We start from the raw sequence: 13,800 nt of genomic DNA on the forward strand, positions 1-13,800 counted from the left end.
TAACGGAACGCCATGACCAACTACAGCCTGCGCGCGCGCATGATGATTTTGATCCTCGCCCCCACCGTTCTCATCGGTTTGCTGCTGAGTATCTTCTTTGTGGTGCACCGCTATAACGATTTGCAGCGACAGCTGGAGGACGCAGGCGCCAGCATTATCGAACCGCTCGCCGTCTCCAGCGAGTACGGGATGAACCTGCAAAACCGTGAATCCATTGGGCAGTTAATCAGCGTGCTCCACCGCCGCCACTCGGATATCGTCCGCGCCATTTCCGTCTACGACGAACATAACCGCCTGTTTGTCACCTCAAACTTTCATCTCGATCCGGCGGCCCTGAAAATCCCGGACGGAACGCCATTCCCGCGCCACCTCACCGTACTGCGGCGCGGCGATATCATGATCCTGCGCACGCCGATCGTGTCGGAAAGCTATTCACCCGATGAGTCTGCGCAATCCGATGCCAAATCCAGCAATAACATGTTGGGATATGTAGCGCTTGAGCTGGATCTCAAGTCGGTACGGCTGCAGCAGTACAAAGAAATTTTTATCTCCGGCGTGATGATGCTGTTCTGCATTGGTATTGCGCTGATCTTCGGCTGGCGTCTGATGCGCGACGTCACGGGCCCCATCCGCAACATGGTTAATACCGTTGACCGCATCCGCCGGGGACAGCTCGACAGCCGCGTGGAAGGTTTTATGCTGGGCGAGCTGGATATGCTGAAAAACGGCATTAACTCGATGGCGATGTCGCTGGCGGCCTATCACGAAGAGATGCAGCATAACGTTGACCAGGCCACCTCTGATCTGCGCGAAACGCTGGAGCAGATGGAGATCCAGAACGTTGAGCTGGATCTGGCGAAAAAGCGCGCTCAGGAAGCGGCGCGTATCAAGTCTGAGTTTCTGGCCAATATGTCGCACGAGCTGCGTACGCCGCTGAATGGCGTGATCGGCTTTACCCGCCTGACCCTGAAAAGCGAGCTGAATCCTACTCAGCGCGATCACCTGCACACCATTGAACGTTCGGCCAATAACCTGCTGGCGATCATTAACGACGTGCTGGACTTCTCCAAGCTGGAGGCCGGCAAACTGATTCTGGAGAGCATCCCGTTCCCGCTGCGCAGTACGCTCGATGAAGTAGTGACTCTGCTCGCGCACTCGTCGCACGACAAGGGCCTTGAGCTAACGCTCAATATTAAAAACGACGTGCCGGACAACGTTATTGGCGATCCGCTGCGCCTGCAGCAGGTCATTACCAATCTTGTCGGGAATGCCATTAAATTCACCGAAAGCGGCAACATCGACATCCTGGTAGAAAAACGCGCCATCAGTAATAACAAGGTGCAGATTGAGGTTCAAATCCGCGATACCGGTATCGGCATTCCGGAACGGGATCAGTCGCGTCTGTTCCAGGCCTTCCGTCAGGCGGACGCCAGCATCTCCCGCCGCCATGGCGGTACCGGACTGGGGCTGGTGATCACGCAGAGGCTGGTAAACGAGATGGGCGGCGATATCTCTTTCCACAGCCAGCCAAACCGCGGCTCAACCTTCTGGTTCCATATTAACCTCGACCTCAATCCGAACGTGCTGACCGACGGCCCGGTGACGGACTGTCTGAAAGGTAAGCGCCTGGCCTACGTCGAGCCTAACGCGGCAGCGGCGCAGTGCGCGCTGGATATTTTAAGCACCACGCCGCTGGAGGTGGTTTACAGTCCAACCTTCTCAGCCCTGGCCGTTGATCATTACGACATTTTGCTGATGGGGATCCCGGTGACCTTCACCGGCGAGCTGACCATGCAGCAGGAGCGGCTGGCGAAAGCCGCGTCGATGACCGACTATCTGCTGCTGGCGCTGCCCTGCCATGCCCAGCTTAATGCGGAAGAGTTGAAAAACGACGGTGCGGCCGCGTGCCTGCTTAAACCACTCACCGCGACCCGCCTGCTGCCCGCCCTTACGGAGTATTGCCGTCTTAGCCAGCACGCACTGCCGTTGATTAACGACGAGCAAAAACTGCCCATGAGCGTGATGGCGGTGGATGATAATCCGGCAAACCTGAAGCTAATCGGCGTATTGCTGGAAGACCAGGTTCAGCATGTTGAGCTGTGTACCAGCGGCGCCCAGGCGGTTGAACTGGCTAAACAGATGCAGTTCGACTTAATTCTGATGGATATTCAGATGCCGGGCATGGATGGCATTCGTGCCTGCGAGCTGATCCACCAGCTCCCGCATCAGCAGCAAACCCCGGTGATTGCGGTCACAGCGCATGCGATGGCCGGTCAGAAAGAGAAGCTGCTGAGCGCCGGGATGAATGATTACCTGGCGAAACCTATTGACGAAGAGAAGCTTCATAACCTGCTGTTACGCTATAAGCCGGGGCACATTGGCGGAACATATACGGTTTTCAGCGAGCCGGTTGAGGTAAGCGTTAATCAAAATGCGACCTTTGACTGGCAGCTGGCGCTGCGCCAGGCGGCAGGGAAACCCGATTTAGCGCGAGAGATGCTGCAAATGCTGGTCGCGTTTCTGCCGGAGATCCGTAATAAGGTTGAAGAACAGCTGGTGGGCGAGAACCCGGAAGAGCTGCTGGAAGCGATCCACAAGCTGCATGGCAGCTGCGGCTACAGCGGCGTACCGCGGCTGAAAAACCTCTGCCAGCTGCTAGAGCAGCAGCTGCGCGCGGGTACGCCGGAATCGGAGCTTGAACCGGAGTTCCTGGAACTGCTGGATGAGATGGATAACGTGACGCGGGAAGCGATGAAGGTGTTGGGGAGCTGAGGTAAAAGCCCGGTGGCGCTACGCTTACCGGGCCTACAGGTGCGCTAACGTAGGCCGGGTAAGGCGAAGCCACCACCCGGCAATCACAGTTAAAATGCCTGCCCTACTTTCAGCACCGCCGCGATATTCCTTGCGGCCATCTGTACATTCGCGCTGGCATTTTCCAGCGCGTCCTCCAGCGAGCAGATGGTGTAGATCACGCTAAACACCGCGTCTAAGCCGTGATCGTGTACCACGCCAACATCCGCCGTCAGGCTACCTGCAATGCCGATAACGGGCTTATTAAAGCGTTTCGCCACTTTCGCCACCCCTACCGGCACTTTGCCGTGGATCGTCTGGCTGTCGATACGGCCTTCCCCGGTGATCACCAGATCCGCATCGGCCACCTGGTCGGCCAGGTGTAGCGCATCGGTCACAATCTCAATGCCCTGGCGCAACTGCGCGCCACAAAAAGCGTACAGCGCCGCGCCCATGCCACCCGCCGCACCGCCGCCAGCAAGGTTGAGCACATCAATGTCCAGATCCCGGGCAATGACTCTCGCATAGTGCGCAAGCGCGTTGTCCAGGGTGACGATCATCTCGGGTGTGGCCCCCTTTTGCGGGCCAAATACCGCTGACGCGCCATCCTTACCGGTGAGCGGATTCGTCACATCGCAGGCGACTTCTATCCGGCACTCCGCCAGACGCTGGTCGAGGCCGCTCAGGTCAATCCGCGCAAGCTTATCCAGCTCGCCCCCGCCTTGCCCCAGCGGCTGTTCATTGTCGTCCAGCAGCTTCGCCCCCAGCGCCTGAACCATCCCGGCGCCGCCGTCATTGGTGGCGCTGCCGCCGATACCGATGATGATATGCTTAACGCCCGCATCCAGCGCGTGCCGGATAAGTTCCCCCGTGCCCCAGGAGGTCGTTTTCAGAGGGTCACGCAGTGAAGGGGCTACCAGTTCCAGACCGCTTGCCGCCGCCATTTCAATAAAGGCGCTCTGCTCGTCACCGGATATTCCATAAAATCCGTCCACGCGCTCGCCCAGCGGACCGGTCACCGGAACGTGCACAATGCGTCCCCGGGTTGCCGCGATCATCGCCTCAACCGTGCCTTCACCGCCATCAGCGACTGGCAGTTTGACGTACTCCGCCTCAGGGAAAATCTCGCGAAAACCGCGCTCGATCGCTGTCGCAACCTCAAGCGCACTCAAACTTTCCTTATACGAGTCCGGTGCGATAACAATTTTCATAAGCCATCCTTACGCATAGTCGTTACGTTAAGCATACACCACGTAGGAAACCGCTCATGGGAGCGGTCCCAATGCGTTTATCGTACCATGCACGGACGTTTATTGTCGAATGTCCAGTCAGGGATCAGATACTGCATCGCCATCGCGTCGTCGCGCGCGCCCAGACCGTGTTTTTGATACAGCTCGTGTGCTTTCATTACCTGATCCATATCCAGCTCGACGCCCAACCCCGGCGTGGACGGCACCTGCACCATGCCACCTTTGATCTCAAACGGCTCTTTGGTGAGGCGCTGATTACCCTCCTGCCAGATCCAGTGGGTGTCGATAGCGGTAATAGTGCCCGGCGCGGCGGCGGCAACGTGGGTAAACATCGCCAGCGACACGTCAAAATGGTTGTTGGAGTGCGAGCCCCAGGTCAGGCCAAACTCGTGGCACATCTGCGCCACGCGAACCGAGCCCTGCATTGTCCAGAAGTGCGGGTCCGCCAGCGGGATATCCACCGATTGCAGAGAGAGCGTGTGCCCCATCTGACGCCAGTCGGTGGCGATCATATTGGTCGCGGTCGGTAGCCCCGTAGCGCGACGGAATTCCGCCATGACTTCGCGGCCCGAAAAGCCTTGCTCAGCCCCGCACGGATCTTCCGCGTACGCCAGCACGCCTTTCAGCCGCTTGCCAATATCGATCGCTTCATCAAGCGACCACGCGCCGTTCGGATCCAGCGTCACGCGCGCCTGCGGGAAACGTTTTGCCAGCGCGGTAATGGCTTCCGCCTCCTCTTCCCCCGCCAGCACGCCGCCTTTCAGTTTGAAATCATTGAAGCCATATTTTTCATACGCGGCTTCTGCCAGCCGCACCACCGCATCCGGGGTCATCGCTACTTCGTGACGTACGCGGTACCAGTCGCATTGCTCATCTGGCTGGCTCTGATACGGCAGCGGCGTCAGCTTGCGGTCGCCGACAAAGAACAGATAGCCGAGCATCTCCACTTCACTGCGCTGCTGGCCCTCGCCCAGCAGCGACGCGACGTTAACGCCCAGGTGCTGGCCCAGCAGATCCAGCATCGCGGCTTCAATGCCGGTCACCACGTGGATAGTGGTACGCAAATCGAAGGTTTGCAGACCGCGGCCGCCGGCATCGCGATCGGCAAAGGTGTTGCGCACGGTGTTGAGGACATTTTTGTACTCACCCAGCGTTTTGCCCACCACCAGCGGAATGGCATCCTCCAGCGTTTTGCGGATCTTCTCCCCGCCCGGAATTTCACCCACGCCGGTATGGCCGGCATTGTCTTTGATAATGACAATATTGCGCGTGAAGAACGGCGCATGCGCCCCGCTCAGGTTCATCAGCATGCTGTCATGACCTGCGACCGGAATGATATGCATGGAGGTGACGACAGGGGTCGTAAAAGTACTCATCGTGTAATCCTTTTATCAGTGACGTCCAAAAACAGGGCGCTTACGGTCAAATGTCCAGCCGGGGATAAGGTACTGCATCGGGCCCGCGTCGTTACGCGCGCCGCCCGGTAGCTTTTTATACGCCTCATGGGCTTTATGAACCTGATCCCAGTCAAGCTCCACGCCCAGCCCCGGCGCATCGGGTACGGCAATTTTACCGTTTTTGATCTCCAGCGGATTTTTCGTCAGGCGAGCTTCGCCTTCCTGCCAAATCCAGTGGGTGTCGATGGCGGTCGGGTTACCCGGCGCCGCCGCGCCAACGTGGGTAAACATTGCCAGCGAGATATCGAAATGGTTGTTGGAGTGGCAGCCCCAGGTCAGGCCCCAGTCATCGCACAGCTGCGCCACGCGCACCGCGCCGGAGAGCGTCCAGAAGTGCGGGTCTGCCAGCGGAATGTCGACGGCGTTTAGCATCACCGCGTGGCCCATTTCGCGCCAGTTGGTGGCGATCATATTGGTCGCAACCGGCAGCCCGGTTGCGCGGCGGAATTCGGCCATCACCTCGCGGCCTGAGAAGCCCTGCTCGGCGCCGCACGGGTCTTCCGCGTAGGTCAGCACGTCCCCGAGACCTTTACACAGCCTAATCGCCTCATCCAGCAGCCAGGCGCCGTTCGGGTCAACGGTGATGCGCGCCTCCGGGAAGCGTTTTTTCAGCGCCCGGGCCGTTTCAATCTCCTGCTCGCCGGGCAGCACGCCGCCTTTTAGCTTGAAATCCTTAAAGCCGTAGCGATCCTGAGCAGCTTCAGCCAGCCGGACCACCGCCTCGCCGGAGAGCGCTTCCTGATGGCGCAGCTGATACCAGTCGTGGTCACCCGGTGAACGAGCCAGATAGGGGAGATCGGTTTTATTGCGATCGCCAACGTAGAACAGATAGCCCAGCACGGTGACCGCATCGCGCTGTTTGCCCGGCCCCAGCAGTTCGCAGACCGGAACGTTAAGGGCTTTACCGAGTAAATCCAGCAGTGCCGCTTCCAGGGCGGCGACCGCATTGACGCGCAGTTCAAACGTCCACGCGCCCTTGCCGAAGGTATCAAAGTCCGCCGACTGATTGCCCTTATGCACCCGCTGAACCACCTTGTTCAGACGAGCCACTTCCTGGCCCACGACCTGTGGAATAGCCTCTACCAGGGTCTGGTAGATCACTTCCCCGCCGGGGGCTTCACCTACCCCGGTGTTGCCTGCGCTATCGGTCAGCACCACGATATTGCGGGTAAACCATGCGTTATGCGCGCCGCCAATATTGAGCAGCATGCTGTCCTGACCGGCCACCGGGATAACTTTCATTTCCGTGACGATAGGGCTTGATTGTGTTGTCATCATCCGCGCTCCACAACAGGTTTAAGTTCGACGCGTTTAATATCCCCCACCAGCACCAGGTAACTCAGCACCGCCACCAGGGCATGCACACCAACGTAGATTAGCGCGCCGTTGAAAGACCCCGTGGTGCCGACGATGTAACCGATAGCGATAGGCGTGACAATCCCGGAAACGTTGCCGAACATATTGAACAGACCGCCGCTCAGGCCGCTGATCTCTTTCGGTGCCGTATCCGCCATCACCGCCCAGCCCAGCGCGCCAATCCCTTTGCCGAAGAAGGCCATCGCCATAAAGCCGATAATCATCCACTCGGCACTGACGTAGTTACAGAACACCATGGTCATGGAGAGCAGCATGCCGAGCACAATCGGCGTTTTACGCGCGATGTTCAGCGAACCCGTGCGGCGCATCAGCCAGTCGGAAATGACCCCGCCAAGCACGCCGCCGATGAAGCCGCAGATTGCCGGGACCGAGGCAACAAACCCCGCTTTGAGGATCGACATGCCGCGCGCCTGCACCAGATAAACCGGGAACCAGGTGATAAAGAAGTAAGTTAAGGCGTTGATACAGTACTGACCGAGATAGATACCGATCATCATGCGCGAGCCGACGAGCTGCTTGATCTGCGCCCATTTCTGGCTGAAGGGGACTTTTGCTTTGTCAGATTTCTGATCCATATTGATCAGCGCCCCGCCCTCAGCAATGTATTCCAGCTCCTTCTTGTTCACGCCAGGGTGCTGATTCGGTTCGTGGATCACTTTCAGCCAGATAAAGCTGATGACGATCCCAAGCCCGCCCATAAAGAAGAAGACGTGCGACCAGCCCACCTCATGCGTCAGCCAGCCCATAATGGGTGCAAAGATCACCGTTGCGAAATACTGGGCGGAGTTAAAAATTGCCACCGCTGTTCCCCTCTCCTGCGCAGGAAACCAGGCCGCGACAATGCGGCTGTTGCCCGGGAAGGAAGGGGCTTCCGCCAGGCCTACCAGAAAGCGCAGCGTAAAGAGCGCCACGATAATGCCAAAGCCGCTGAAGATATCGACGAAACCCTGCAAAAGGGTAAAAGCAGACCAGATAAAGATGGACCAGAAATAGACGCGTTTAGAGCCAAAACGGTCCAGCAGCCAGCCGCCAGGAATTTGGCCGATGACGTAGGCCCACGAGAATGCAGAGAAAACGTAACCCATGCCCACCGGATCAAGGCCGATGTCTTTTGCCATCTCCGAGCCGGCAATCGACAGCGTGGCGCGGTCACCATAGTTAAAGGACGTGACGATAAACAGCATCACCACTATCCAGTAGCGGGCATTAGTGCGCTTTTCAGCGCTGCTCGCTGCGTGGCTTAATGTACTCATTGTTGCACTCCTGAAACATAGCTTTCGCCTGTTCATTCTGTACAGCACCGGTAGGGTAATCAGAATGAGATAAGTTTTTGTCGTTTTAGTACGGCCTGAAGCCGTTTTATTGTGACCGGAAAAGTATATGAAGGAGTGACAGGTTCGCTCACCGTGCAGAAACACAACATTGAGGAGTGTGGGGAACGTGGTTTGAGGCATAAGCCCAAAGCAGTGGAAGATACTTCACGGAATTGAGGATTTGATGCGGCTTTGTTGCCGGGTGGCGGCTACGCCTTACCCGGCCTACGAAACTATTTAAGAAGCGTTGCCCAGTGTTCAACCCACGGGTTCGACTCGCTTTCGGGTTCAGGATGCTCGCCGGCATCAATCAACAGCATCTCGCCGACGCGCTTGGCGCTCTGTTCCTGAAGAAGCGCATCGAACTGCTTGCCGCCGCCGCAGAAGTTGGCGTAAGAGCTATCGCCGAGGGCAATAATGCCGTAGTGAACGTTCGGCTGGTAGCCAAGCCGATCTTTAATGCCCTGGAAAAGCGGCACGATGCTGTCCGGGAGATCGCCCTGACCGGTGGTGGAGGTCACTACCAGAATGTATTTATCTTTATACTTTTCCCAGTCCGCCAGTTCCGGGTCTTCATAGACCGTGGCTTTATGGCCCTGGCTTGTCAAAATCGCCTCAGCCTCTTCCGCTACCAACAGCGAGTTGCCGTACATCGTGCCGACAAAAATGCCTACTTCAGCCATGCTTTGCTCCCGTAATTATTGCGCTTACCGTTCATCCTGAACGTTGCCTGATACAAACTCAACCCTTTCATTTTCGGGGAGTTGTCCCCGCCAGCCAAACTGTGACAGCGCCTGCATCCAGACGTCGTCCAGCCCGGCACGAATAATCAGTGGTTCACCGGTAAACGGGTGAGTCAGGCTAAGCTCGCTGGCGTGCAGCATCAGTCTGTTACAGCCAAAATGCTCTGCCGCGCTGCGGTTCTGGCGCAGATCGCCGTGCTTGCTGTCGCCAATTATCGGGTGGCGCAGGTGCGCAAGATGACGGCGAAGCTGGTGCTTGCGTCCGGTTTTGGGCAAAAGCTCAACCAGGCTGTAGCGTGTGGTGGGGAATTTGCTGGTTGCTACCGGCATTTCCGTTGTCGCCATGCCGCGATAATCCGTCACCGCGGGCTGCGGGCCTTTGTCATCGCGGGCAAATTTATCGGCGATTTTGTCCAGCTCCTCCACCAGCGGATAGTCCAGCGTGGCGGATTCGGTCAGCCAGCCACGAACGATCGCGTGGTAGCGCTTCTGGATCTGGTGCTGTTCAAACTGCTGCGCCAGCAGGCGGCCCGCCTCGCTGGAAAGCCCCATCAGCAGCACGCCAGAAGTCGGTCTGTCGAGGCGGTGCGCGGTAAACACATGCTGACCAATCTGGTCGCGCACGGTTTGCATCACCACCACTTTCTCATCGCGATCCAGCCAGCTGCGGTGCACCAGCCAGCCAGACGGTTTATTCACCGCCACCAGCCACTCGTCCTGATAGAGGATTTCCAGCGTCATGCCTCTTCACCGGCAAACAGGGCGTCCAGTTTTTCCAGCTCAACCAGCATCACATCGCGCGCAGGGTGCGTCGCCTCAAGCGCCATTTCATAGTAGGGAGAAACGGCGAACGCCTGTGGCAAAGGGTGGCCGCCTTCCAGCAGCGCGTGCATGCGCGGGATTAATACCCACTGGAGCCACTCGAACGGTGCCAGCGTATCCAGGCAGAATGGCTGGGTACTGGCAAACGCTTCCGGATTCGGCGCGGTCTCCTGCCACAGCTGATGCTGGCGCAAAAGGGCTTCGATGGCGTGCAACTGAGCACGAACGCTATCGTGTTGCGTCATAGTAACCTCAACTGAAAAAGTGAACGGCGCGCAGCATAGCATTGCGGAAGACAGAAATAAAAAAGGGAGCACTGTAAAAACAGTGCTCCCGGTTCGTTTCGCAGCATTCCAGCTACAATTCGTGCTCCCTGCTCTTCCGTGACAACTTTTCCTGATGCCCGAAGGCCTGGTCATCCTTATACCTTTTGCATCCTGCACACATCTTCCTGACGTGTTTGTTTCATCCTGAAACGTCCTGGCCTTCCTGACCCACCGACCATCCTGTTCGGTTCTCGTTCTCCTTCCTGGAGGTGTCCCTTACGCGTCCTGCGTTATCCTTTTGCTTCATCCTGAAGCCTTCCTGCAGCGCCATCCTGACGTGTCCTGAGTAAGAAACGCCATCATCCTGATGTTCGTTTCTCGTGTCGGCGTCCTGTCGACGGAGATAGAATCCGCTATTCCGCTTCGTCTTACAACCCACCCTTGCAGCACTGTAAGCCGTAAGAAATCCCTAAAAAAGATGCGATGAACAACTAATTCTTTGAAAAACAGAGTGATATTAATCTGAATTAAATAAGGCAATACTGAATGATCCAGCGATCTCTCACAAACCTTGTAAGAGATCTCTCACACGCGTCGTAGCATCATGGATTACAGAAGTGGCTCAAGACGGGTAAGGAAATCCGCAAGAGAGGGGGCGAGCGTTTCGCGATTGCGGGTACCGATGGTCTCTTTAATCACTTCCCCGGACAGGTTGCAGACGGATATCACATCCAGTTCGCTGTCCAGCGTGGCAATAAAGAGCGTCGGAGAAAGCTTAAGGCGTTTTTGCGTGACCAGATGACCAATCAGGTTTTCCTGAACACGCTGCAGATCGTCTTCGCTCCAGGTCTGCAACAGCGTCAGCGTCAAATCACCCAAGTGCGCGGGCATATCCCCTGCAAACTGCGTGGCATAAAACGCGTGAACCGCTGGTTGTACCACAAGGTCCATAGCCCGTTCAACCGCATTTACATTTTGCTCAGCGGTATTGGGCTTCGGCTGCCAGATAACATAGTCATCCTGCGAAGAGATAATGCACGGCGACGGCACGCCATATAAATCAGCGCTTTGCGGCCATGTTCCGTGCTTTTCATGCCACGCGTCGCAATAGCGGGTTGTGAAGGTAGTAAGGGCATTTGCAGTTTCGATGTCCACCGATTTCTCTCTTCTTGTAAGACAGGATAAACTCTGCCCATAAGTGTACCTGTAAAGTGGCTATGAAACATGTCTTACGAAAATCATCAGGCGTTAACCGGCCTAACGCTGGGTAAATCGACCGATTACCGCGATACCTACGATGCAAGCCTGCTGCAGGGCGTGCCGCGCAGCCTGAACCGCGATCCTCTTGGACTGCATGCGGACGCATTGCCGTTTGTCGGCGGCGATATCTGGACGCTGTACGAACTCTCCTGGCTTAACGCGCGCGGTCTGCCGCAGGTGGCCGTGGGCCACGTTGAGCTGGACTATGCCAGCGTGAACCTGGTCGAGTCCAAAAGCTTTAAGCTCTATCTCAACAGCTTCAACCAGACCCGATTCAACAGCTGGGACGAGGTTCAGCAAACGCTGGAGCGGGATTTAGCCGCCTGCGCGCAGGGGAACGTGTCCGTCTCGTTATACCGCCTGCACGAGCTGGAAGGACAGCCCATTGCCCACTTCCACGGAACCTGCATCGACGAGCAGGACATCGAGGTGGAGAATTATGAATTCAGCGCCGATTACCTCGAAAACGTGGCGGGCGGAAAAGTGGTTGAAGAGACGCTGGTCAGCCATTTGCTGAAGTCCAACTGCCTGATTACCCACCAGCCGGACTGGGGTTCGGTGCAGATCCAGTACCGAGGCCCGAAAATTGACCGGGAAAAACTGCTGCGCTATCTGGTGTCGTTCCGCCATCACAACGAATTTCACGAGCAGTGCGTGGAGCGTATTTTTAACGATATTCAGCGTTTCTGCCAGCCGGAGAAACTGAGCGTTTACGCGCGCTATACCCGCCGTGGCGGGCTGGACATTAACCCGTGGCGCACCAACACCGATTTTGTGCCAGCAACGGGCCGGCTGGTGCGTCAATAATATAAATATTTTCACAATATGCGTGCGGTATTCCGCCGAAGTGTTGTGAAACGTCACGCGCCAGGGCTATTGTAATCAAAGGGAATGACGATAATCGTCCCATAAGGAGCTCACTTGATTACACATATTAGCCCGCTTGGCTCAATGGATATGTTGTCGCAGCTGGAGGTGGACATGCTTAAACGCACGGCCAGCAGCGATCTTTATCAACTGTTTCGTAACTGTTCACTTGCCGTACTGAACTCCGGAAGCCTGACAGATAACAGTAAAGAACTGCTGTCCCGCTTCGAAAGCTTTGATATTAACGTGCTGCGCCGCGAGCGTGGCGTGAAACTGGAAGTGATCAACCCGCCGGAAGAGGCCTTTGTCGACGGGCGTATCATTCGTTCCCTTCAGGCCAACCTGTTTGCCGTCCTGCGCGACATCCTGTTTGTTAACGGGCAGATTCACAACGCGGGCCGCTTCCAGCATCTCGACCTGGAAAGCTCCGTTCATATCACCAACCTGGTGTTCTCTATTCTGCGCAACGCCCGCGCCCTGCACGTTGGCGAAGCACCAAACATGGTCGTCTGCTGGGGCGGCCACTCGATTAACGAAACCGAATATCTCTATGCCCGTCGGGTCGGAACGCAGCTTGGCCTGCGCGAGCTGAATATCTGTACCGGCTGTGGTCCGGGTGCAATGGAAGCACCAATGAAAGGTGCAGCCGTGGGTCATGCGCAGCAGCGTTACAAAGAGGGGCGGTTTATCGGCATGACCGAGCCGTCAATCATCGCCGCTGAGCCGCCTAACCCGCTGGTCAATGAGCTGATTATCATGCCGGATATCGAGAAGCGTCTTGAGGCGTTTGTTCGTATCGCTCACGGGATTATCATCTTCCCGGGCGGCGTGGGAACGGCGGAAGAGCTGCTCTATCTGCTGGGGATTCTGATGAACCCGGCCAACAAAGATCAGGTTCTGCCGCTGATCCTGACCGGCCCGAAAGAGAGCGCCGACTACTTCCGCGTGCTGGACGAGTTTATCGTGCATACGCTGGGAGAAGCCGCGCGTCGTCACTATCGCATCATCATTGATGACGCGGCGGAAGTGGCGCGCCAGATGAAAAAAGCGATGCCGCTGGTGAAAGAGAATCGTCGTGATACCGGTGATGCGTACAGCTTTAACTGGTCAATCCGTATTGCGCCTGACCTGCAGATCCCGTTCGAGCCGACCCATGAAAATATGGCGAACCTGAAACTCTACCCGGACCAGCCGGTGGAAGTGCTGGCCGCCGACCTGCGTCGCGCCTTCTCCGGGATTGTGGCGGGCAACGTGAAGGAGATGGGCATCCGCGCGATTGAGCAGTATGGTCCGTACAAGATCCACGGCGACCCGGAGATGATGCGCCGTATGGACGACATGCTTCAGGGCTTTGTGGCTCAACACCGCATGAAGTTGCCGGGTTCAGCCTACATTCCGTGCTACGAAATCTGCACGTAACGCTCAGTTTCTTCTTCTCAAAGCCGGGGCACCCTGTAGCGGGTCTCGGCTTTTTTATTAGCGAATCACTTCATAGGCCTCACTTATAACTTTAACAAACTTACGGCGAACGCAATCGATTACCTCCATTTAACAACCGTAATTTATCAGCCTTAAACTAAATTACCCGCAAGAAAATCCTAAAAAGCTATATCTTTACAGCGGAAGACACCTATATTGCGGGCCGCTCTTTTAGC

The 13,800-nt window shown here is 56.7% G+C and carries 11 protein-coding genes; 3 read left to right on the plus strand and 8 right to left on the minus strand.

Going from position 1 to position 13,800, the window contains the following annotated elements:
- Window positions 1-12: 12 nt before the first annotated feature.
- Complete coding sequence (barA, locus tag IM271_RS03335; protein ID WP_048998526.1) at window positions 13-2,772, plus strand: two-component sensor histidine kinase BarA; 2,760 nt, start codon at window positions 13-15, stop codon at window positions 2,770-2,772.
- Between the two features lie 89 nt (window positions 2,773-2,861).
- Here the strand turns inward: barA and IM271_RS03340 are convergent, their stop codons facing one another.
- From IM271_RS03340 to syd, 8 genes are all read right to left on the minus strand, one after another.
- Complete coding sequence (locus tag IM271_RS03340) at window positions 2,862-4,001, minus strand: glycerate kinase (RefSeq protein WP_028014259.1); 1,140 nt, start codon at window positions 3,999-4,001, stop codon at window positions 2,862-2,864.
- 77 nt (window positions 4,002-4,078) lie between these two features.
- Window positions 4,079-5,416 carry a glucarate dehydratase gene (gudD, locus tag IM271_RS03345; RefSeq protein WP_193052168.1) on the minus strand — a complete coding sequence of 446 codons (1,338 nt, stop codon included), beginning with the start codon at window positions 5,414-5,416 and terminating at the stop codon, window positions 4,079-4,081.
- A 15-nt stretch (window positions 5,417-5,431) separates the two neighbouring features.
- Window positions 5,432-6,772, minus strand: coding sequence for an enolase C-terminal domain-like protein (locus tag IM271_RS03350; RefSeq protein WP_193052188.1), 1,341 nt, complete (start codon window positions 6,770-6,772; stop codon window positions 5,432-5,434).
- Window positions 6,772-8,127 (minus strand): galactarate/glucarate/glycerate transporter GudP, encoded by a 1,356-nt coding sequence (gene gudP, locus IM271_RS03355; protein WP_041908405.1) that lies wholly within the window; start codon window positions 8,125-8,127, stop codon window positions 6,772-6,774. Before gudP ends, IM271_RS03350 begins: the two co-directional genes overlap by 1 nt.
- Before the next feature lie 293 nt (window positions 8,128-8,420).
- Window positions 8,421-8,870 (minus strand): flavodoxin, encoded by a 450-nt coding sequence (locus tag IM271_RS03360; RefSeq protein WP_193052169.1) that lies wholly within the window; start codon window positions 8,868-8,870, stop codon window positions 8,421-8,423.
- Between the two features lie 24 nt (window positions 8,871-8,894).
- Entirely contained in the window at window positions 8,895-9,671 is a 777-nt protein-coding gene (gene truC, locus IM271_RS03365; RefSeq protein WP_028014264.1) for a tRNA pseudouridine(65) synthase TruC, read from the minus strand.
- Window positions 9,668-9,997: a YqcC family protein gene (locus tag IM271_RS03370; RefSeq protein WP_028014265.1), complete on the minus strand. Its 330-nt coding sequence runs from the start codon at window positions 9,995-9,997 to the stop codon at window positions 9,668-9,670. Before IM271_RS03370 ends, truC begins: the two co-directional genes overlap by 4 nt.
- Before the next feature lie 630 nt (window positions 9,998-10,627).
- Window positions 10,628-11,173, minus strand: a complete 546-nt coding sequence (gene syd / locus IM271_RS03375; protein WP_063943196.1) for a SecY-interacting protein — start codon at window positions 11,171-11,173, stop codon at window positions 10,628-10,630.
- A gap of 69 nt (window positions 11,174-11,242) precedes the next feature.
- On the opposite strand from syd, the gene queF reads away from it, so the two are divergent.
- Both queF and ppnN read left to right on the plus strand, forming a co-directional pair.
- Window positions 11,243-12,085 (plus strand): NADPH-dependent 7-cyano-7-deazaguanine reductase QueF, encoded by an 843-nt coding sequence (gene queF, locus IM271_RS03380; protein ID WP_193052170.1) that lies wholly within the window; start codon window positions 11,243-11,245, stop codon window positions 12,083-12,085.
- A 114-nt stretch (window positions 12,086-12,199) separates the two neighbouring features.
- Complete coding sequence (gene ppnN / locus IM271_RS03385; RefSeq protein WP_023309027.1) at window positions 12,200-13,564, plus strand: nucleotide 5'-monophosphate nucleosidase PpnN; 1,365 nt, start codon at window positions 12,200-12,202, stop codon at window positions 13,562-13,564.
- Window positions 13,565-13,800: the final 236 nt, after the last annotated feature.

This window comes from Enterobacter cloacae complex sp. I3 (genome assembly GCF_014896175.1).
Taxonomy (GTDB): Bacteria; Pseudomonadota; Gammaproteobacteria; order Enterobacterales; family Enterobacteriaceae; genus Enterobacter; species Enterobacter bugandensis.